14 protein-coding genes are annotated in these 19,930 nt (G+C 55.6%); 12 read left to right on the top strand and 2 right to left on the bottom strand.

Annotated elements, in window-relative coordinates; translation table 11 throughout:
• Positions 1-19 precede the first annotated feature (19 nt).
• The 7 genes from lpdA (at position 20) to rluB (ending at position 7,616) form a co-directional block, all read left to right on the top strand.
• The gene (lpdA, locus tag KFJ24_RS07095; RefSeq protein ID WP_250830368.1) at positions 20-1,462 is read left to right on the top strand and encodes a dihydrolipoyl dehydrogenase; all 1,443 of its coding nucleotides are present in this window, start codon (positions 20-22) and stop codon (positions 1,460-1,462) included.
• A gap of 195 nt (positions 1,463-1,657) precedes the next feature.
• On the top strand, positions 1,658-2,824 hold the full coding sequence (sucC, locus tag KFJ24_RS07090) for an ADP-forming succinate--CoA ligase subunit beta (protein ID WP_250830367.1): 1,167 nt from the start codon (positions 1,658-1,660) through the stop codon (positions 2,822-2,824).
• Positions 2,824-3,696, top strand: coding sequence for a succinate--CoA ligase subunit alpha (gene sucD / locus KFJ24_RS07085; protein WP_250830366.1), 873 nt, complete (start codon positions 2,824-2,826; stop codon positions 3,694-3,696). Before sucC ends, sucD begins: the two co-directional genes overlap by 1 nt.
• A 121-nt stretch (positions 3,697-3,817) precedes the next feature.
• Entirely contained in the window at positions 3,818-5,032 is a 1,215-nt protein-coding gene (locus KFJ24_RS07080; protein ID WP_284709165.1) for a tryptophan--tRNA ligase, read from the top strand.
• Between the two features lie 60 nt (positions 5,033-5,092).
• A complete protein-coding gene (locus KFJ24_RS07075) occupies positions 5,093-5,926 on the top strand; it encodes a segregation and condensation protein A (RefSeq protein ID WP_250830365.1) in 834 nt (277 codons plus the stop codon).
• Between the two features lie 44 nt (positions 5,927-5,970).
• On the top strand, positions 5,971-6,600 hold the full coding sequence (gene scpB / locus KFJ24_RS07070; protein WP_250830363.1) for an SMC-Scp complex subunit ScpB: 630 nt from the start codon (positions 5,971-5,973) through the stop codon (positions 6,598-6,600).
• A gap of 38 nt (positions 6,601-6,638) precedes the next feature.
• Positions 6,639-7,616 carry a 23S rRNA pseudouridine(2605) synthase RluB gene (rluB, locus tag KFJ24_RS07065; protein WP_250830361.1) on the top strand — a complete coding sequence of 326 codons (978 nt, stop codon included), beginning with the start codon at positions 6,639-6,641 and terminating at the stop codon, positions 7,614-7,616.
• A 3-nt stretch (positions 7,617-7,619) separates the two neighbouring features.
• Here rluB and KFJ24_RS07060 read toward each other — a convergent pair whose 3' ends face one another.
• Complete coding sequence (locus KFJ24_RS07060; RefSeq protein WP_250830360.1) at positions 7,620-8,546, bottom strand: GGDEF domain-containing protein; 927 nt, start codon at positions 8,544-8,546, stop codon at positions 7,620-7,622.
• 290 nt (positions 8,547-8,836) lie between these two features.
• On the opposite strand from KFJ24_RS07060, the gene KFJ24_RS07055 reads away from it, so the two are divergent.
• From KFJ24_RS07055 to KFJ24_RS07035, 5 genes are all read left to right on the top strand, one after another.
• Positions 8,837-9,520, top strand: coding sequence for a GntR family transcriptional regulator (locus KFJ24_RS07055; RefSeq protein WP_250830359.1), 684 nt, complete (start codon positions 8,837-8,839; stop codon positions 9,518-9,520).
• Positions 9,520-13,014 carry a chromosome segregation protein SMC gene (gene smc / locus KFJ24_RS07050; RefSeq protein ID WP_250830358.1) on the top strand — a complete coding sequence of 1,165 codons (3,495 nt, stop codon included), beginning with the start codon at positions 9,520-9,522 and terminating at the stop codon, positions 13,012-13,014. Before KFJ24_RS07055 ends, smc begins: the two co-directional genes overlap by 1 nt.
• A 128-nt stretch (positions 13,015-13,142) precedes the next feature.
• Positions 13,143-14,219 (top strand): cell division protein ZipA, encoded by a 1,077-nt coding sequence (zipA, locus tag KFJ24_RS07045; protein ID WP_250830357.1) that lies wholly within the window; start codon positions 13,143-13,145, stop codon positions 14,217-14,219.
• Positions 14,220-14,293: 74 nt separating this feature from the next.
• A complete protein-coding gene (gene ligA, locus KFJ24_RS07040) occupies positions 14,294-16,321 on the top strand; it encodes an NAD-dependent DNA ligase LigA (protein ID WP_250830356.1) in 2,028 nt (675 codons plus the stop codon).
• Positions 16,322-16,522: 201 nt separating this feature from the next.
• The gene (locus KFJ24_RS07035; protein WP_250830354.1) at positions 16,523-19,255 is read left to right on the top strand and encodes a hypothetical protein; all 2,733 of its coding nucleotides are present in this window, start codon (positions 16,523-16,525) and stop codon (positions 19,253-19,255) included.
• Here KFJ24_RS07035 and KFJ24_RS07030 read toward each other — a convergent pair.
• Positions 19,252-19,884 (bottom strand): CBS domain-containing protein, encoded by a 633-nt coding sequence (locus KFJ24_RS07030; protein ID WP_250830353.1) that lies wholly within the window; start codon positions 19,882-19,884, stop codon positions 19,252-19,254. The two genes, KFJ24_RS07035 and KFJ24_RS07030, sit on opposite strands and share 4 nt — an antisense overlap.
• Positions 19,885-19,930 lie beyond the last annotated feature (46 nt).

Genomic DNA, 19,930 nt, shown 5'->3' with positions numbered 1-19,930 from the left:
TCAGAAAACGGGATCAAATATGTCTGATAAGTACGACGTAATTGTCATTGGTGCAGGCCCTGGTGGCTACGTTGCCGCGATCAAAGCCGCTCAGCTCGGTCTGAAAACCGCGTGTGTTGAGTCCTGGACGTCCGAGGATGGCAAAAGCCAGGTACTTGGTGGTACCTGTCTGAACGTGGGCTGTATTCCGTCCAAGGCACTGCTGGAGATTTCCCACAAGTTTGAGGAAACCAGCCACGATTATGAGATGCAGGGCATCATCGCCAAGGATGTCAAAATGGACATCGCCAAGATGATGGAGCGCAAGGGCGGCATCGTTAAGCAGCTGACTGGCGGTATCGCCGGTCTGTTCAAGGCGAATGGTGTGACGTCTATTCACGGTCACGGAAAGCTGCTTGCGAACCGCAAGGTTGAAGTGACTGACAAGGATGGCAAGACCGAGACCTACGAAGCGGATAACGTGATTCTGGCCTCCGGCTCCAAGCCGATTCAGATCCCACCTGCACCGTTTGATGGTGAACATATTGTCGACTCAGAGGGCGCCCTTGAGTTTACTGAAGTTCCCAAGCGCCTTGGCGTGATTGGCGCGGGCGTGATTGGCCTGGAATTGGGCAGTGTCTGGGCCCGATTGGGCGCGGAAGTTACTGTTCTTGAAGCTCAGGAGACTTTCCTGCCAGCGGTTGACCAGCAGGTCGCGAAGGACGCGCTCAAACAGTTCCAGAAGCAGGGACTCAACATTGCTATGGGTGCTCGTATGACGGGTGCCGAAGTAAAGCGCAAGCTGGTCAACGTTAGCTATGAAGACTCCGAGGGCAAGCACGACGCCAAGTTCGACAAGTTGATTGTTGCTGTTGGCCGTCGTCCTTACACCGATAACCTGCTGTCTGAAGATTCCGGCGTGCAGATGGATGAGCGTGGTTTCATCTTTGTCGACGACAATTGTAAGACCGAAGCTCCGGGCGTATGGGCAGTTGGTGATGTGGTTCGTGGCCCAATGCTGGCCCACAAGGCATCCGAAGAGGGTGTCATGGTTGCCGAGCGTATCGCGGGTCACAAGCCACAGGTTAACTACGACTGCATCCCTAATGTGATCTACACCGCGCCGGAAGTTGCGTGGGTTGGTAAGACCGAAGAGCAGCTCAAGGCAGAAGGTGAAGACTACAACGTCGGTACCTTCCCGTTTGCTGCCAATGGTCGTGCAATGGCTGCAAACTCCGCCTCTGGCATGGTGAAAATCATTGCTGATGCGAAAACCGACAGAATCCTCGGTTTCCATGTTGTAGGTCCTCAGGCCTCGGAAATCGTGGCCCAGGGTGTTATAGCCATGGAGTTTGGCTCAAGCGCAGAAGATCTCGCGCTGACCTGCTTCGCGCACCCGACTCTGTCGGAGTCCGTGCATGAGGCGGCTCTGGCTGTCGGCGGCGGGGCGATCCATATCGCCAACCGCCGCAAAAAGAAGTAACGCACACCAGGAAGCGGGGGCGCCAATGTCGGCGCCCCACTGCCATAAAAACGGCTGGTTTCCGGTTGCGCTCAGGGCGGGTTGAGGTGATCCCCGGCTCGCCAAACCGAATTCGCAACAGCAGTCCCTGACAGGGGCTTGCGCGGGTTCATTTCCGTACGTGGTTATCCTCCATTAATAAGCGGGACATTAACTATGAATTTGCATGAATATCAGGGCAAACAGCTTTTCGCTGAATATGGCCTGCCAGTATCCCAGGGCGTTGCCTGCGATACTCCTCAAGAAGCTGTAGCAGCCGCCACCGAGATCGGTGGAGATGCCTGGGTTGTTAAAGCACAGGTTCACGCGGGTGGCCGCGGTAAGGCTGGCGGTGTAAAGCTGGTCAAGAGCAAAGACGAGATTCGTGAGTTTGCCGAGAAGTGGCTGGGCAAGAACCTGGTAACCTACCAGACCGATGAAAATGGCCAGCCGGTCAGCAAGATCCTGGTTGAATCCCTCACCGACATCGACCAGGAGCTGTACCTTGGCGCGGTTGTCGATCGCGGTACGCGTCGTATTGTGTTCATGGCCTCAACTGAGGGCGGTGTCGAGATCGAGCAGGTCGCCGAAGAAACGCCTGAAAAAATTCTGAAAGCGGAAATCGATCCGCTGGTTGGCGCTCAGCCATACCAGGGCCGCGAGCTGGCATTCAAGCTTGGTCTCGAAGGTAAGCAGATCGGTCAGTTCACCAAGATTTTCCTGGGTCTGGCGAAGCTGTTTGAAGATCGTGATCTGGCGTTGCTGGAGATCAACCCGCTGGTCATCACCCCTGCCGGTGACCTGCACTGCCTGGACGCCAAAATCGGTGTTGACGGCAATGCTCTGTACCGTCAGAAGAAAATCCACGAAATGCACGATCCTTCCCAGGAAGATCCTCGTGAAGCCGAGGCGGCCAGGTGGGAACTGAACTACGTTGCACTGGAAGGTAACATCGGGTGCATGGTTAACGGTGCCGGTCTTGCCATGGGTACCATGGACATCATCAAACTGTCCGGTGGCCAGCCAGCCAACTTCCTGGACGTTGGTGGCGGTGCAACCAAAGAGCGAGTTTCCGAAGCGTTCAAGATCATCCTGTCTGACGACAACGTTCAGGCGGTTCTTGTGAACATCTTCGGTGGCATCGTTCGCTGCGACATGATTGCAGAGGGTATTATCGGCGCGGTTAAGGAAGTCGGTGTCAAAGTTCCCGTGGTTGTTCGCCTTGAAGGTAACAACGCCGAGAAGGGTACCCAGGTACTTGCCGACAGTGGCCTGAATATCATCGCTGCCACGAGTCTGGCGAATGCCGCAGAGCAAGTCGTTAAAGTCGCAGGGGGTAAATAATGAGCATCCTGATCAACAAAGACACCAAGGTTATCTGCCAGGGCTTTACCGGCGCACAGGGTACCTTCCACTCTGAACAGGCTATTGAGTACGGCACCAAGATGGTTGGTGGCGTTAGCCCGGGTAAGGGCGGTACCGAGCATCTTGGTCTGCCTGTATTTAACACCGTGCGTGATGCGGTTGAGAAGACCGGTGCAGAAGCTACGGTGATCTATGTACCGGCTCCGTTCTGTAAGGATGCGATCATTGAAGCAGCCGACGCTGGCATTCAGCTGATCGTCTGCATTACTGAGGGCATCCCGACCATCGATATGCTTTACGCCAAAGAATACGTTGATCGTAAAGGCGTGCGCATGATCGGGCCGAACTGTCCGGGCGTAATCACACCGGGCGAGTGCAAGATCGGTATCATGCCGGGCCATATTCACAAGCCGGGCAAGGTCGGTATCGTATCCCGTTCCGGTACCCTGACTTACGAAGCGGTCAAACAGACCACTGACTTCGGTTATGGCCAGTCCACCTGTATCGGTATTGGTGGTGACCCGATCCCGGGCTCCAACTTCATCGACATCCTGAAGCTGCTTCAGGAAGATCCGCAGACCGAAGCCATCGTAATGATTGGTGAGATCGGCGGTACCGCTGAAGAAGAGGCTGCTGCCTTCATCAAGGAGAATGTAACCAAGCCGGTGGTTTCCTACATTGCGGGCGTGACTGCGCCTCCTGGCAAGCGTATGGGCCACGCTGGTGCGATCATCTCCGGTGGCAAGGGTACGGCAGACGAGAAGTTTGCCGCGCTGAATGATGCCGGTGTAAGAACCGTGCGTAGTCTGGCCGAAATTGGCCAGGCTCTGAAAGAGGCGACTGGCTGGTAAGTTAGCCTTCTTTCAATAAAAACCCCCGTTCTGCCCTGCAGTGCGGGGGTTTTTTATTTATAATGCCTGGTCGCCCGAATTATCTTGGGCCGGTTACATTCAAACAGAAGGAGTTCGTGCTTTGAGTTCTGTAGATTCCCAGCAAAGAGTTTTGTCCGGTATGCGTCCGACCGGCAAGCTTCACCTTGGTCACTATCATGGTGTGCTGAAAAACTGGGTGAAACTCCAGCACGAATTCGAGTGCTTTTTCTTCATCGCTGACTGGCATGCGCTAACAACCCAGTACGACGATCCTTCGGGTATCGAGCAAAGTGTCTGGGATATGGTGATTGACTGGTTAGCCGCAGGCGTCAATCCCGGGTCTTCCACACTGTTCATCCAGTCCCAGGTTCCGGAGCATGCGGAATTGCACTTGCTGTTGTCCATGATCACGCCATTGGGCTGGCTTGAACGGGTCCCTACGTTCAAGGATCAGCAGGAAAAGTTGCGCGAGAAAGACCTGGCGACTTATGGTTTTCTGGGTTACCCGCTCCTGCAAAGCGCTGATATCCTCGTTTATCGCGCAGGCAAAGTTCCGGTTGGTGCTGATCAGGTTTCCCATGTGGAAATTACACGCGAAATCGCCCGTCGTTTTAATCATATCTATGGCCGCGAACCTGGCTTTGAAGAGCAGGCGGAAGGCGCCATCGTGAAGATGGGAAAAAAGAACGCCAAACTCTACCGCAATCTCAAAAGGCGCTATCAGGAAGAAGGCGACCTGGAATCTCTTGAGACTGCCCGGGCCTTACTGAAAGAGCAGCAGAATATTTCTCTGGGAGATCGTGAGCGTCTTTATGGCTACATTGAGGGTGGCGGCAAGGTCATCTTGCCGGAACCTCAGCCGCTGCTGACGCCTGAGTCCAAATTGCCGGGGCTCGACGGCCAGAAAATGTCGAAGTCCTACAATAACTATATTGGCCTTCGGGAAGAGCCGGACAGCGTTGCCCAGAAGGTTCGAACCATGCAGACAGATCCGCAGCGCGTGCGTAGAACTGATGCAGGAGATCCGGATAAGTGCCCGGTCTGGAGCATGCACAAGGTTTACTCAGACGCGGATACACAGGACTGGGTGCAGAATGGATGTCGGAGCGCCGGGATTGGCTGTCTTGACTGCAAGAAGCCTCTCATTGACGCCATCGTCGAAGAGCAACGCCCGTTGCATGCGAGAGCTCGTGAATACGAGAGCAACCCGGATCTGGTACATTCCATTTTGCAGGAAGGTCGTGAGCATGCACGGGATGCAGCGCGGGACACTCTTGAGGAAGTGCGAGCTGCTATGGGGCTTCATTACCGATAGAACTCCGCCTTTTTTCGGGCGTCGAGAGCAGCTACCGGATTCCCCAGGAGGAGAGAGGTTATGACGGACGACACCACAGGCACGCCAGTGTCCGGAGCTGAAGAGGGAGTGGCTGAACAGTCGCCACTTGCTCGTGTGTCCGGGAAGCCCGTGGTGGATGTGCCCAAAGATCTCTACATTCCGCCCGATGCGCTGGCTGTATTTCTGGAGGCATTTGAAGGGCCTCTGGATCTCCTCCTTTATCTTATCCGTCGCCAGAATATGAATATTCTGGAGATCGATGTCAGTGAGATCACCCGCCAGTACATGGACTATATCGGCGCCGTCGAAGCCATGCGCTTTGAGCTTGCGGCCGAATATCTGGTGATGGCAGCGACGCTGGCAGAGATCAAATCGCGAATGCTGCTGCCCAGGCAGGAAAGTGAGGATGAAGAAGAGATTGATCCCCGTGCCGAGCTGATTCGCCGCCTGCAGCAGTATGAGCGGTTCAAAAAGGCAGCGGAGGATATTGACGAAATCCCGCGGCTGGAACGGGACAATTTCGCAGGTTCGGCTGCTTTACCCAAAATGCCGTCGAGTCAGCCTCATCCAGATGTTGATTTGCGGGAAATGCTGCTGGCGCTGCAGGGAGTTCTCCAGCGGGCCGACCTGTTCACCAGCCACCATGTGGAGCGGGAGAGGTTGTCCACCCGGGAACGCATGTCCGCCATCCTGTCTGTGCTTCAGGACGAAAAATTTATAACGTTCGAAAGCCTGTTTACCCTGGAAGAAGGGAAGTTAGGCGTAGTCGTCACGTTTCTTGCCACGCTGGAACTGGTTAAGGAGCAGTTGATTGAAGTCGTGCAGGCAGAGGTTCTCGGCCCGATTCATGTCCGGGCCCGCTCGACGAGCTGATACGGCCGTCCATCGACGAGAATACGAAAAATCGGGTATCTGTTATGAATGAAGAGCATCTATTACGTATCCAGGCCATTACCGAGGCCGCTCTTTTGGCAGCTGGTAAGCCCCTGTCACTGGATCAGCTGCGTGAGTTGTTTACCGAAGATGAGCGCCCCGCCCGGCAGGTGATGGAGCATGTAATGGTGTTACTGGAAGATGCCTGTGACGGCAGGGGGTTTGAGCTTCGCAAGGTTGCCAGCGGTTATCGTCTTCAGGTTCGCCAGGAATACGCTCCCTGGGTTGGCAAACTTTTCGAGGAGAAGCCCCAGCGGTATTCCCGTGCCTTACTGGAGACCCTCGCCCTGATTGCCTACCGGCAGCCAATCACGCGCGGCGAGATTGAAGACATCCGGGGTGTAACGGTAAGCAGCAATATCATTCGCACACTGCTTGAGCGAGAGTGGGTGCGCGTTGTTGGCCACCGTGATGTACCGGGCCGGCCTGCCATGTACGCAACCACCAAACAGTTTCTGGATTATTTCAATCTGACAGGGCTTGATCAGTTGCCGCCTCTGTCGGAAATCCGTGATCTTGAGGAAATTGGCCGGGAAATTGAAAAGAACATGCAGGCAGAAATCGAGTTCGAATCCCCGTCAAAGAGTGATTCGGACGAGCAGACACTTCACTGATGCCACCACGGTGTCAGGCAGTTACTAAGGATTGATTCATGGCGTCAGAACGCCCCAGACAGGCCGCGAAACCGGCCAGTGAAAAAGTGAGCCAAGACGGCCCGGAACGAATCCAGAAGCTTCTGGCCCGGGCGGGTGTCGGATCTCGTCGTGAAATTGAGGGCTGGATGGAGACCGGAAGGCTGATCGTTAACGGCGAACCGGCAGCTCCGGGTCAGAAAGCGACAGTGGAAGACCGGTTTGAGCTTGATGGCAAGCGCCTGGATGTGTCTGGCGCGGCCGAAGTCGTTCGCCGTGTGTTGATCTACAATAAGCCGGAGGGCGAGCTGACCACTCGCAAGGACCCGGAGGGCCGCCCTACAGTGTTTGACCGGCTTCCCCGTCTGAAGGACCATCGCTGGATCTCTATTGGTCGCCTGGATATCAATACGACGGGTCTCGTTCTCTTTACCACCGACGGCGAACTGGCTAATCGCCTCATGCACCCTTCCAGCGAAATAGACCGAGAGTACGCTGTACGTATTTTCGGGGAAGTGGATGATGCCATGATCAAGCGGTTGATGGATGGCGTTTTGCTGGAGGATGGCATGGCCAAATTCAGCGACATTTCGCCCGCTGGCGGAAGCGGAATCAACCGTTGGTTTCACGTCACACTGTTTGAGGGGCGGAACCGGGAAGTACGCCGCTTGTGGGAATCCCAGGGTGTAAGGGTCAGCCGTCTCAAGCGTGTGCGCTATGGACCGGTCTTTCTGCCAAGCAGGCTGACACTGGGGAAATGGGAAGAGCTTGACCAGAAGTCGGTTGATACTCTGAGTCGCACCGTTGGTTTGGCCTTAAAGGATATCCCCCAGAAAACACCCGATGAGAAGGCCGCTCAGGATCGCCAGCGCCGGAAAAGTCCCGGGCGTGGCAGCAACAAAAAGCCAGGTACCAAACGTTGGCAGGTCAGTGACACCCGCCCGTCGAAGGCTGCTGATAAGGGAAGTGGCGCCCGGAACAAGGGGCCACGGAAGTAACGTTCAGCTGATCGAAGCAAAAACCCGGGTACAGTTTCGGCCCTGACTTTTGGCACGGTAAAGTGCTTCGTCCGCCCGGGCAACCCACTGCCCGGGCAACTCTTCTTCGATGTGCATGGCGACACCGCAACTTGCAGTAATTGACAGTTTGGTTCCGCCGCAATCGATCTCAATGTCGCAGACTGCCTTACGGATCCTGTCAGCGACGTCTTTCGCATCCTCATCATTGGTATGAGGCAGCAAAATGGCAAACTCCTCACCGCCAAACCGATAGACAGTGTCTGAAGTGCGCAGGGAGCGCTCAAGAGCCTCTGCGGCCAGCTGCAAAAGATGGTCGCCAACAACGTGACCATGATTGTCGTTGACGGACTTGAAATGATCGAGGTCACAGAGAATCAGTGAATAGTCTTCGTGATGGCGGTCGGCGAGCTGGGTCGTGCGCTCCAGTGACTCGTCCATGGCTCGCTTATTCGGTATTCCTGTGAGGGAATCCGTGAGTGATGCCTGTTCGATCGCAAGATACTGGCAGGCGTTTCTCAGTGGGCATATTGCGGCACCGATGATCATCTCTATTCCCTGAAGCTCCTCCTCAGAGAATTTCTGGCGTCTGTGCAGTGTCAGTGTTCCCAAACTGACCCCTTCCAGATTCAGGCGGTATTCACAGCGGTGCGGCCCACCCATTCCTGTCGCAAAGACAAAATCCCTGCGGGCAACGCGATGGTGGTAATTAAGTGAATCGAAGGGGACGATTGAGCCGAGCTCCTCCGCCAGAATGCCCAACTGGGTTTCCAGAGAGAGGGTCGTTGACAGGCGGCGCGTCAGTTTGGTGAATACATCCGGCGCGCTGTTCCAGTCCTGATGGGCTTGTCTCAAAGCTGCCAGTTTCTGAGGCTGGGAGCCAGGTCGTTGGATGGACGGTATGTGTTTCACTACGGCTCACTCTGTCGCTGAAGTTTACAGTGATTTCGAGTGATTAAGCACCAACCATGCCGTAATGGTTAAAAAGATATAAAACAATGTCCTATCGATACATTCTCGTGTAAGTTCGCAAGATTTTGGGGTGTTTCTGGGAAAAGGCGTCAAAAAAACGGCAGGGCTTTGCCGGGCCAGGGTTCGGCAGGGATCAAAATGTCGGACAAGGGGGGATGGGGCTTGCCAATGCCTGTGGTAAACTCGTGCGCTTATGATTTTGCCGTCTGCAGAAGTGAGCGACTAATTCTATGAGGTTTCAGGCCCCGGAAAGTCTGTCTGAGCAAATCGCCCAACACCTTGGGCAGCGGATTATCACGCGCGATCTCAAACCCGGAGAGCGAATCCAGGAGCTGAAGGTCTCCGGTGAGCTTAACGTCAGTCGTGGTTCCGTCCGCGAGGCGTTACTGATCCTTGAACGGCGGCATTTAATAGAGATATTCCCCCGTCGTGGGGCAGTGGTCTCGAGTCTCACTCCAGAGAGCGTGAACAGTCTTTACGATATCTACATTGATTTGCTGTGCATGCTTGGCCGCAAAGTTCTGGAGCGCTGGTCCGGTAAGGAACTCGGCGGTGTGATGGGGCAGGTCCAGGAGCTTCAGGCGGTGATTGATGCACTGAATTCCTCCGGAGTCGACGCTGCTGAGCAGGTGATTGACGCGGGCTTTGGTGTAATGAGGTATGCCTACGGGCTGGTGGAGAACCCTTTCCTCGAGGAAACCCTGGAGAATTTCCGGCCTGCCATCAGCCGGACTTATTTTGTTGCCCTGGAAAACTTCCGGGAAGAAATCGGCGCAACAGCGGCCTTTTTCCGGCAACTGGCCGACGCCGCTGTCAGTGATGATTCCGAAAAACTGCAAGCAGTCATTCAGGCGTTTGGTGAGCACCAGCGCCAGCAGGTTCTGACCATTCTCAGGGAGGAGGAGAGCGCCTGATGCGCCTGAAGTCAATTAAGCTGTCCGGATTCAAGTCATTCGTTGATCCAACGACTGTGCCATTCCCTTCGAATATGGCAGCGGTAGTCGGACCGAATGGCTGTGGGAAATCGAACATTATCGACGCTGTTCGATGGGTAATGGGTGAGAGTTCCGCGAAATATCTGCGGGGCGAATCCATGACCGACGTCATCTTCAACGGTTCCAGTGCCCGCAAACCGGTTGGTCAGGCTTCTATCGAACTTGTCTTCGATAACAGTGACGGTTCTGCGCCTGGAGAATTTGTCCGGTTTAACGAAATTTCGGTTCGTCGCCGCGTGTCCCGGGAGGGCCAGTCGGAATACTTCCTGAATGGCTCCAAGTGCCGTCGTCGCGATATTACCGATCTGTTCCTTGGCACCGGTCTGGGCCCGCGGAGTTATGCGATTATCGAGCAGGGAATGATTTCCCGGCTGATTGAGGCAAAGCCCGAAGAGTTGCGCGTTTACATTGAGGAAGCAGCCGGTATTTCCAAGTACAAGGAGCGGCGCAGGGAAACCGAAAACCGTATTCGACGGACTCAGGAAAACCTCGAGCGCCTGACAGATCTTCGTGAAGAGCTGGGGCGTCAGTTGCAGCACCTTGAGCGGCAGGCAGCCGCAGCAGAAAAATACAAGGCCTACAAACAGGAAGAGCGACAGAAGAAAGCCGAGTTGACGGTTCTTCGCTGGCAATCCCTCGATAATGACCTGCAGACCTGGCGTGGGAAGATTCGTGACACCGAGCTTGAACTGGAGAAAAATCTGACCGAGCGGGTCAGTCTGGAAACCTCTCTGGAATCCCTGCGGGATAACCACCAGGATCGAACTGAGCACTTCAACCGTGCCCAGGCCCGATACTACGAAGCGGGGGCTGATATTGCCCGTATCGAACAAAGCCTTGAGCATCAGCGTGAGCGCAGTCGCCAGACTGCTGCAGAGCTTGATCAGGCCATGGCTAATCAGCGTGAACTGGCACGGGAGCTCGAACAGGACGAGGACAAGCTGACGGGGATTCAGGAAGAGCTGGATATGCTTGAACCTGAACAGGAAGCCCTGGCCATCCGTTCCGAGGAGTCCGGTGAGAAACTTCAAATGGCGGAAGATGCCATGAGTGAGTGGCAGCAGAAATGGGAAGATTTCAGTAGCCGCTCTTCCGATGCCCGTCGCCAGGCCGAACTGGCACAATCACGGATTCGTTCACTTGAGGATGCGATCGAGCAGCTTCGTAGCCGGCATGGCAAGTTACAGGATGAGCAGAACCTCCTGGAAGGCCAGATGGATCGGGCTGAACTGGAAGACCTGCTGGAGCAGCAAGAGACTCTGGAGCTCCAGAGGGAGGAGGCCGCAGAGCGAATTGCTGCGTTACAGGATGAGCTTTATGAAGCCCGGCAAAACCTTCGTGAAGCAGAGCACGGAGTTGGGGAGGAACGCCAGAAGGTACAGAGCCTTCGTGCCTCGCTTGAATCCCAGCAGGCCCTGCTGGACGAGCAAATGGGCGGACAGGATGATGCCCTGCAGGCTTGGCTGACTGAGCATGAGCTGACGGATTCACCCAGAGTTGCCAGCCAGTTGCGTATCGAAAATGGCTGGGAATTCGCCGTTGAGCAGGTTATCGGACGATTTACCCATGGCCTTTCCCTGCCTGGCATCGAACATCTCTCCCAAGCCATGGAGGGGGCGCCAAAAGGACTGGCGGTGGTGAATTCGTCGCTGGGTGCCTCTAATGAAAGCAATGGGCTGGCGGCCAAGGTTTCCGGAGTACCTGCAGTTGCCTCGCTTCTGAACGGAATAAAGACCGTTAACACCCTGGCAGAGGCATTACAGCTTCGTGGCAGCCTGAAGGACGGCGAGAGCGCCATCACACCGGCTGGCGTCTGGGTTTCCCGCGACTGGATCCTCATGCCCGACTCCGATGCGGGGCAGGTAGGTGTGATTGAGCGCCAGAAGAAAGTCACTGATCTGGCAGAACAGCTGGATCATGCGGAAGAGGCGCTGGAATTCGCAAATGAACGGCTTGAGAATCTGCAGGAACGGTCAGAAAGAGCGGAATCCGCCCGGGACGAAGCTCAGGCAACACTGAGTGACGCCGAGCGGGAACTTGGCGGGCTCTCCTCCAGAATCAGTGGCCTGCGGGCCCGGGCAGAACAGATAGACGCCCGGCTTCACCGTATCCGCGAGGACTTATCCGATGTCTCGCTCAATCTGGAAGATCAGCAGGAAAGCCTGCAGACAGCTCGTGAGGAGTGGCAACAGGCGCTGGCATCGACGGAAGACAGCGATGAAGAAAAGGAGCGTTTGCTGGAACAGCGAGATGGCCTGAGAGAAAATCTCGATCGGCTTCGCCAGGATGCACGGCATGACCGGGATCATGCCCATCAGCTGCAGCTTCAGTTGCAGTCTCTTAACAGTCAACGGGATGGTTTGAAGCAGACTATCGAGCGGATGCAGTTGCAGAAGGAACGGCTGGAAGAGCGCCTTGAAATTCTCAGAGAGAGCCGGGAGAGTGCAGAGGAGCCTATTGAAGATCTCCAGATGCAGCTCGAAGGATTGCTGGACCGGCGGCTCGCTGAAGAGGAGAAGCTGGGTTCTGCCCGGGATGCCCTTGAGGAAATTGATCGTGAGGTCCGGGAAAAGGAACAGGGTCGAAGTCGTACAGATCACCTTATTCAAGAGGTGCGATCGAGGCTCGAAAAACTGAAAATGGAGTCCCAGGCGCTGGAAATCCGTTCCGGGAATCATGTAGATCAACTCAATGAACTGGATGTGAAACTCCAGGAGGTGCTGGCTCAGTTGCCTGAGGGTGCCAATGAAAAGGACTGGGCGGATGAGCTGGAGAAAATTGGCAACCGGATTCAGCGATTAGGCGCTATAAACCTTGCGGCCATTGAGGAATATCAGGTCCAGAGTGAGCGTAAGACCTATCTGGACACCCAACACGAGGACCTGATGGAGGCGCTGGAAACCCTTGATAACGCTATTCGCAAGATTGACCGCGAGACCCGTCAGCGATTCAAGGAGACGTTTGATCAGGTAAATGCGGGGCTTCAGGCCCTATTCCCGAAGGTGTTCGGGGGCGGCAATGCTTACCTTGAGCTGACCGGGGAAGACCTGCTGGAAACCGGTGTTGCGATCATGGCACGACCTCCGGGCAAGAAAAACAGTACCATTCACCTGCTATCGGGTGGCGAGAAGGCATTGACGGCCATCGCATTGGTCTTTTCCATTTTCCAGCTCAATCCGGCGCCATTCTGTATGCTGGACGAGGTGGATGCGCCGCTTGATGATGCCAACGTCGGGCGCTATGCGAATATGGTAAAGGAAATGTCCAAACAGGTTCAGTTCATCTACATTACCCACAACAAGATTGCGATGGAAATGGCGGATCAGCTGATGGGGGTGACCATGCACGAGCCGGGATGTTCGCGCCTGGTATCAGTGGATGTTGAGGAAGCAGCGGCACTGGCTGAAGCCTGATTTGAGCCCTGAACAGAGTTTCGTCAAGGATGACAATAACGCCATCTGGCCCGGGTGTGCGTTGTATTCATTACGGGGTTTTCTTAGAGTAGCAACGTTACGGAATCTGCAAACAGGACAGCAGCACTATGTCACTTAGGGAATGGTTAATTGCCATCGGTACCCTGGTTATCATCGGCATTGTCGTGGACGGAATACGCCGTGTGCGGCGGGCACGTAGGGAATCCATGGAGATTTCCTCCGGCATGGGGGCTGATGAACTGGAAGAGTCACCACTGGATGCCGAATTTAATCCGGAACTGCCAAATGGTGGTGCCCGGACGATTTCCAGGGACACTCTCGAAGAGCGTGGTTATGTAAAGCGCGAAAAGTCGGACCGCTTCGGGACTCCCAAGCCCAAGCCGACTCGTCCAGTCACGGCGTCCGTAGTGAAAGGCAAACATGAGGGGGGAGCGGAAGAACCTGCTGTTGAGCCACTGGAATCCGGGTTTTCTTCATGGGATGAGCCCGAGCTTGGTCATGATGATGATCAGGGGTGGGGGGCAATGGATGAGCCGGTGCCTGGTGACGAAGGTATCGTCGGTGAGCCCCGTGTGGTCGACCCGGAGACGCCGTCTGTTCCGGATCCTGAGTTAAACCCTCCGAAAACGACCGGGAAAGGGCATGAGCAGGTGCCGCCAACAGTCACTACTGAAGTTGAGGAAGATACTGCCCGGCGGGAGCCTGTGCGCCCCGACAGCAGCCAACCGCTGGCCGGAGCCAATCGACCGGAGGCCAGAGAGGTCATAGTTATCAACGTTCTTGCCCGGAATGGAGAAGACTTTAAGGGCGCTGCGTTGAAGAAACTCTTTGAAGCCTGCGGACTTGAGCATGGCGATATGGATATTTACCACCGTCACGAAGCCGCTGATACTTCCAGCCCTGTCCAGTTCAGTGTGGCGAATGCCGTTGAACCGGGTACCTTCAGGCCGGACGATGTAAGGGCTATGACCACGCCCGGCATCAGTTTTTTCATGAGCATGCCCGGGCCCTCCAATGCGCTCCAGGCTTTTGATTTCATGCATGAGACAGCCCAGTGTGTCGTGCGTAACCTTGGTGGCGAGCTGAAGGACGAGCGCAGGAGTGTGATGACTCCGCAAACTGTTGAACACTGTCGCCAACGGATCCGTGAATTTGAGCGTAAACAACGGTCTCAGCGGGTTTGACGTTGGGGTTAAAGAGAGACTAATGATGCCCGGATGAGTCCGGGCATTTTTGTGACAGGTGAGAGCGCGAATTCATGAGCAAAGCCACGCCCGACGTTATTCAGCGTGTTGAAGAACTCCGGTCGGTGATCAGTGATCACAACTATCAATACTATGTGCTGGACGATCCGCGGATTCCGGATTCCGAGTATGACCGCCTGTTCCGGGAACTGCAGAAGCTGGAGGCGGATTATCCGGAGCTGGCGTCTGATGATTCCCCGACCCGCCGGGTAGGTAGCAACTCGGAAACCAGCTTCGAGGAAGTTGCTCATCGTTTGCCGATGCTGTCCCTTGATAATGCCTTTGACGAAGACGAACTCCGGGATTTTGACCGCCGTGTGCGGGATCGTCTGGGCTCGGGTGATGATATTGAGTATGTGTGCGAGCCAAAACTGGATGGTCTCGCCGTGAGCCTCCATTACGAAAACGGCTCACTCACCATTGCGGCGACTCGCGGTGATGGATATTCCGGTGAAGACATCACGGCCAACATCCGAACCATTCCCTCTGTTCCTCTCAAACTCCGGGGCAATAATGTGCCGGACCTCGTTGAGGTGAGAGGCGAGGTTTATATGCCGAAAGCGGGTTTTGAGTCGCTCAACCGGCGGCTGGCGGACAGGGGTGAAAAGACCTTTGTGAACCCCCGTAATGCTGCGGCTGGCAGTTTGCGGCAGAAAAAATCGACTGTAACCGCACGGCGTCCTCTCGAAATGTGCGCCTACAGTGTCGCCGTAACGGATGAGAGTCAGCTGCCGGAAACCCAGTGGGATGGTTTGCAGGTAGTGAAAAGCTGGGGCTTCCGGATCAATCCGGAAATGCGTAAGGCCAAAGGTGTGGAAGAATGCCTGTCTGCCTATAACCAGTTGATGGAAAAGCGGGACTCGCTCCCCTATGAAATCGACGGCATCGTATTCAAGGTAAACAGTCTCGCACTTCAGCAAAGGCTGGGATTCGTGTCGCGGGCTCCGCGCTGGGCAATTGCCCATAAGTTTCCGGCCCAGGAAGAGCTCACGGTTATTGAGGATGTCGAGTTTCAGGTTGGCCGCACCGGCGCGGTTACGCCGGTGGCGCGCCTTAAGCCGGTTTTCGTCGGTGGGGTTACCGTCAGTAATGCCACACTCCATAACATGGACGAGATTCGTCGACTGGACGCTCACATCGGCGATACCGTGTTTATTCGGCGGGCGGGTGATGTCATCCCCCAAGTCGTTAAGGTGCTGAAGGAAAAGCGACCGCCTGCGGCCAGGGAAGTTGAACTCCCGACAAAGTGCCCGGTGTGCGATTCTGACGTTGTCCAGATCGAAGGGGAGGCGGTTGCACGGTGTTCCGGTGGTCTGTTCTGTCCGGCTCAACGGAAGGAAGCCATACGGCACTATGCCTCTCGAAAAGCCATGGACATCGAAGGCCTGGGTGACAAGTGGATTGATATCCTGGTTGACCGGGAACTGGTCGAGACGGTTGCGGATCTTTACCACCTGAAGAAGGCTGACCTCACTGGCCTTGAGCGAATGGGGGAGAAATCCGCGTCCAACCTTGTATCTGCCATCGACAAGGCCCGAAATCCGGTGCTCTGGCGTTTTCTGTATGCCCTGGGGATCAGGGAGGTAGGAGAGGCGACGGCCAAGGCACTGGCATCTCACTTTGGCGCCCTGGAGGCAATTGCTGAGGCAGACGAGGAAACCCTGAAAACCGTTCCGGATGTTGGCCCTATTGTGGCCGGACATATTCGTAGTTTCTTTGAGCAGGCCCATAACCAGGAAACCCTGGATGCCTTGCGACAGGCCGGGGTGGAGTGGCAAAAGGAGACGATTGTCGAGGGCGAGAAACCCCTTCAGGGGCAAACCTGGGTGCTCACCGGGGCGTTGTCAGCCATGACGCGTGAGGAGGCTCGGGAGAAGCTTGAGCAGCTTGGAGCCAAGGTTGCCGGGAGTGTTTCGAAAAAGACGGCCTGCGTGGTTGCAGGTGAAGCTGCCGGCTCCAAACTGGCGAAGGCCGAGCAGCTTGAAGTTGCTGTTCTTGATGAGGCAGGCCTTCTGGGTTTCCTGAAACAACATGGCCTTTGAGCCCTTTAACCCTGATTCATGCCGCTAGTTCCTGCCACTTGAGCGCGGGGGGATCTTTGGCGGGTGAATCTGAGAACTCGCGCAGATCGCATCTACCTGTAATTGGCTACCATGGCGTTGTTCTGTAACGGTGTGTAAATCGACTGGCTCGTTTGCCGGTCAGCACGGCCATAACAACAACGTTTTAAAGCGGACTTTTTCATGCGCGCCGATTTATTCTCCCGCATTGTTTCCGTCACCCGGCTGATCGCCGTGATGCTGATGGTCCTTTCTGTGACTGCCTGCAAAACCGAGAAGGATCCGGACCAGCCCACCATTCTCGGTATACCTCCTTCCACCGCATACCTGGGTGTTGAGTATTACTACAATTTTGGCGCCTATGGTGGTGAAGATATTCTGGATTATTCCCTGACTAATGCGCCCTCATGGCTGGCACTGGAAGATACCAGTAACAAGGCCCGGCAGGGGATCATTATGCGGGGTGTTCCCGGTCTGACGGGCGGTAGCCGGGGAGAGGCGGATCTCGGCAAGGTCGAGGACATCAATCTGGTGACAACGGATGGCAGGATGGCCGGCACCCAGCCATTCGAGATTAGCGTGAAGTACAATCCCCTGTCGCTCGAATCGGATACCTACACTGAGGGCGAAACGCCGACGATGGCCGAAAGCCGACGTGAGCACTGTGTCTTGCCTGATCTGGAAACAGCCGGTGAGCACAGCTTTACCATCAACGAGTACAATGATGATGGCACCGTCTCCAATACCAAAGATATTACGGTTCCCACCCGACCGGTTGTCGTGAAGGTTGTCCTCGATCAGCCCTCCGTGACACGGGTAGCCGTCGCATTTGAATTGACCTCCGAGTACGACGCGACAAGCTGTGATCCTGGTTTTAGTGCGCCCCATCAGCGTTGTGATTCCAGTGATGCAAACGCCGGCGATGCGACTATTGGTCAGGATCTGGTGGCATTGGGAGAGGGTAGTGATGCACTCCTGGAAGACCTGAGCTATCTGACCTATCAGCAGGATGATGAGGGTAACTACACCCGTGGAGTGGTCACGTTCGAGCCTGGCATCACCGAGTGTTATATACGACTTGAGGTGACTGATGACAGCTTTCCGGAGCCGTCTGAGTCAGCAGGGCTTAGCCTGACCGAAGTACGCTCGGGGTTGGCGGGCCTCGGTGAGACTAACGATGGGGTCCGAACCAACATCGTGATCGATGACGACGAGCCTGTACTCACGCTGGAAACGGCGACTGGTGGAGATCGCGATACGCTGAACGTGGGCGATGCCAGGGAATACGTTGCGATTCTATCAGGTGAAAGGGAGGGCGAGATTCGTGCCAAACTGGGGCATTCCCAGGATTCTACTGCGAGGCTGGGAACAGAATTCGTTACCGAGCGCTGGGAAAATGGCAGCTGGGTGAAGAGCGACGAACTCATTTTCCCGCAGGAGATCAACGAAGTTCCTTTCCGCATCCTGGTCCCGACCGAACCCTATACCAATATGGCGTTAAATGACCGTTTTATCCTTTTGGGGTTGAATGAAGGCTATCAGGCAGGCCGGGAGAACTATGCCCGTGCTGCGGATGAGAATCTCATTCGTGTAAGCCTCAATGAACTGACCACCCCTATTGCTTTGAATCCCTCGGGTGGTTTTATTCCTACCGACCTGGCCATTGCGCACTCCGGACGGGCGTTTGTCGCTGGCTATGACAGCCTGGATAACGATCGGGTACTGGTCAGAATATACGACCAGAAGGGCGCTCAGCTCCAGGAAGTGGCTATCTCGGAGGCCGGTGACAGTCTGGTCCAGCCGCACCCGGTGATCACTACGGTCCAGCGTAAGGTTTCTGAGGGCAATACCAAGGTCGACCGGTTTGAGTTCGCAATAGCCTACAGCACTGACGCGGCGGTCTCGGGAACCAGTGCACTGGGTGGGCAGGACATCATCGCATCGCGATACTGGTTTGACTCGGCCAGCAATGGTGGTGAGTACCTTGAAAGCTGGACCATCAGAACCGGTACTCCAAACGATGACGTCGTTCGTTCAGTGGCGATGAATACGGCAAGCGGATATGTGCTGGTCGCGGGGGAAACAGATGGCGCTTGGCCTGAGCAGGTTCCGGCAGGAGGCGTTGACAGCTTTCTTCAGCGAATTGACGTGGAACTGGATGGCAACAGCGAAGTGCCGCAGGTGGCCTGGACGCGGCAGGTCGGTTCGCACGTGGATGATTCGGTCGCCGGCGGTAGCGCTTTATCCCTGTCCCCCATACTGTTTGGCTCGGCGCGGGGCTCTGTAAACGGTGAACCCGTCATCGGTGGCGCTGACGCATTCTTTTACAGCACGTCGGACAGTAGCGGCACCGTACAGGTCTACCAGGTTGGCACTGAGGGTGACGAGACTGTCACCAGTGGACTTTTTGCGAACAGTCTGGTCTGGCTGTTGGGTAACGGGATGGGAGATTACTCGGTGGTGGACAATGGCGAGGATGACAACGCTCTGGAAAGCAGCCCATCGAGCAGTCCTGCCGGCTTCCTGCTGGGGTACTCAAGCACCGGCGTTGTCAGCCGGGCGTTTACACTTAATGACGGTGATGATCAGGCTCACGATCGCTTTTCAGCACTGGCGGAGTTCGGGGGCGACATGGTTGTCGCGGGGGCCAGTGATGGAAATTTCAGCGGTGATTCTGTCATCACCGGCCAGGAGCAGGGGATTATTGCCCGAGTATCCCTGGTGCCAGACGATGAGACCCTGGACGAGGCCCCCTTCAGGAACGACTGGCGCCTTCAGTTGAATGCGGACGATTCGGAAATTCTGGTGCTGGATAATTATCGTGATGATGAAATTGTAGCCCTGTCCCGTCGTGGTCCGGAATGGCTAATGCTGCTATTCAGCCCCGAAGGAGAGTTGTTAACTCCACTGAACTAAACGGTTCCGGCATGGCGTCCGGCATTGGCATAAAGCCGGAGGTAGTCGGTGCTGGAGACAAGACCCGCAGGCTTTCCCGTGTTGTCGATCACCAGGGCTGCATTCAGTTGGTGTGCGAGCATCAGTCTTGCCAACTGGTGCGCATCGGTTTCCGGTGAGGTGGTCAGGAAAGCCGGCAGCTCAATATGAACAAGGCTCTGGCTCATGGCGTTTGCCTTGTTTTCATGAAGCCAGCCCAGGAGAAAGCGTCGATCGACAAGCCCGGCAACGTTGTTCTCGGCCGTAATAACAATGTGGTTTACCCCGTGGTCGTCCATGGTAGTCAGGGCGTCGGAAACTGTTGCGTCTGCAGTCAGGGTGTAAAGGGCCGGAGAACAAATGGAAGACACCGGCAGATAGGGGCGCTGCTCCTTCGGCTCCCCGGCCGCCGCCGCACCATACTCCTCAAGAGCTCTGTGACGACCTGAATTAGCCGCTTGCTGAAACTCGGCATCCGTTGTGTCGCTATGGCTGGTGCTGATTGGGTGGCTCTCTGTCAGCTCTGTTACGTCACCCACGCGCCGCCCCCGGAAAACTTCCGGTAGTCGGGTGCCTACGGGGCGGCCGGGTTCACTGACAAAAATTGACATGACTTTGCTCCAAAGCATCCATTGATCAATTATCGGCCGATATATC

Source organism: Marinobacter sediminum (assembly GCF_023657445.1).
Lineage (GTDB): Bacteria > Pseudomonadota > Gammaproteobacteria > Pseudomonadales > Oleiphilaceae > Marinobacter > Marinobacter sediminum_A.
Note: the sequence above shows the minus strand (reverse complement) of the source record. Positions and strands in the feature narration are given on the sequence as shown.

Coding starts and splice junctions, on each gene's coding strand:
- KFJ24_RS07030 (WP_250830353.1), bottom strand. CDS start 19,884: ATGTCAATTTTTGTCAGTGAACCCGGCCGCCCCGTAGGCACCCGACTA.
- smc (WP_250830358.1), top strand. CDS start 9,520: ATGCGCCTGAAGTCAATTAAGCTGTCCGGATTCAAGTCATTCGTTGAT.
- sucC (WP_250830367.1), top strand. CDS start 1,658: ATGAATTTGCATGAATATCAGGGCAAACAGCTTTTCGCTGAATATGGC.
- ligA (WP_250830356.1), top strand. CDS start 14,294: ATGAGCAAAGCCACGCCCGACGTTATTCAGCGTGTTGAAGAACTCCGG.
- KFJ24_RS07075 (WP_250830365.1), top strand. CDS start 5,093: ATGACGGACGACACCACAGGCACGCCAGTGTCCGGAGCTGAAGAGGGA.
- scpB (WP_250830363.1), top strand. CDS start 5,971: ATGAATGAAGAGCATCTATTACGTATCCAGGCCATTACCGAGGCCGCT.
- sucD (WP_250830366.1), top strand. CDS start 2,824: ATGAGCATCCTGATCAACAAAGACACCAAGGTTATCTGCCAGGGCTTT.
- zipA (WP_250830357.1), top strand. CDS start 13,143: ATGTCACTTAGGGAATGGTTAATTGCCATCGGTACCCTGGTTATCATC.
- KFJ24_RS07055 (WP_250830359.1), top strand. CDS start 8,837: ATGAGGTTTCAGGCCCCGGAAAGTCTGTCTGAGCAAATCGCCCAACAC.
- lpdA (WP_250830368.1), top strand. CDS start 20: ATGTCTGATAAGTACGACGTAATTGTCATTGGTGCAGGCCCTGGTGGC.
- KFJ24_RS07035 (WP_250830354.1), top strand. CDS start 16,523: ATGCGCGCCGATTTATTCTCCCGCATTGTTTCCGTCACCCGGCTGATC.
- rluB (WP_250830361.1), top strand. CDS start 6,639: ATGGCGTCAGAACGCCCCAGACAGGCCGCGAAACCGGCCAGTGAAAAA.